The 246-nt window shown below is 74.4% G+C and carries 1 protein-coding gene; it reads left to right on the top strand.

Features of this window, described 5'->3' with window-relative positions:
* On the top strand, positions 1 to 246 hold a 246-nt coding region (locus DSP71_RS18495; RefSeq protein ID WP_113681790.1), incomplete at both ends, for an FAD-binding protein.

Here is a 246-nt window from a genome sequence, read left to right as displayed (position 1 = left end):
CCGACGTCGACGACCTCCGTGTGCTCCTGCGCGCAGCACGGGAAGCGGGGACGAGCCTCGCGATCCAGCCGAGCGGCCACGGCGCATCCAGCGACCTGAGTGGTGCCGTCCTGGTGCGCATGAGCGCATTCGACGAGCTGTCCCTCGACCTCGAGAGCGGGGTCGCGACCGTCGGCGCCGGCGTGCGCTGGGGCGCGGTCGTCGAGGCGCTGGAGGGAACCGGCTGGGTCGCGCCGGCCGGCACCA

The sequence above is a fragment of the Microbacterium sp. H6 genome, from assembly GCF_003314775.1.
GTDB classification, from domain to species: Bacteria; Actinomycetota; Actinomycetes; order Actinomycetales; family Microbacteriaceae; genus Microbacterium; species Microbacterium oxydans.
Note: the sequence above shows the minus strand (reverse complement) of the source record. Positions and strands in the feature narration are given on the sequence as shown.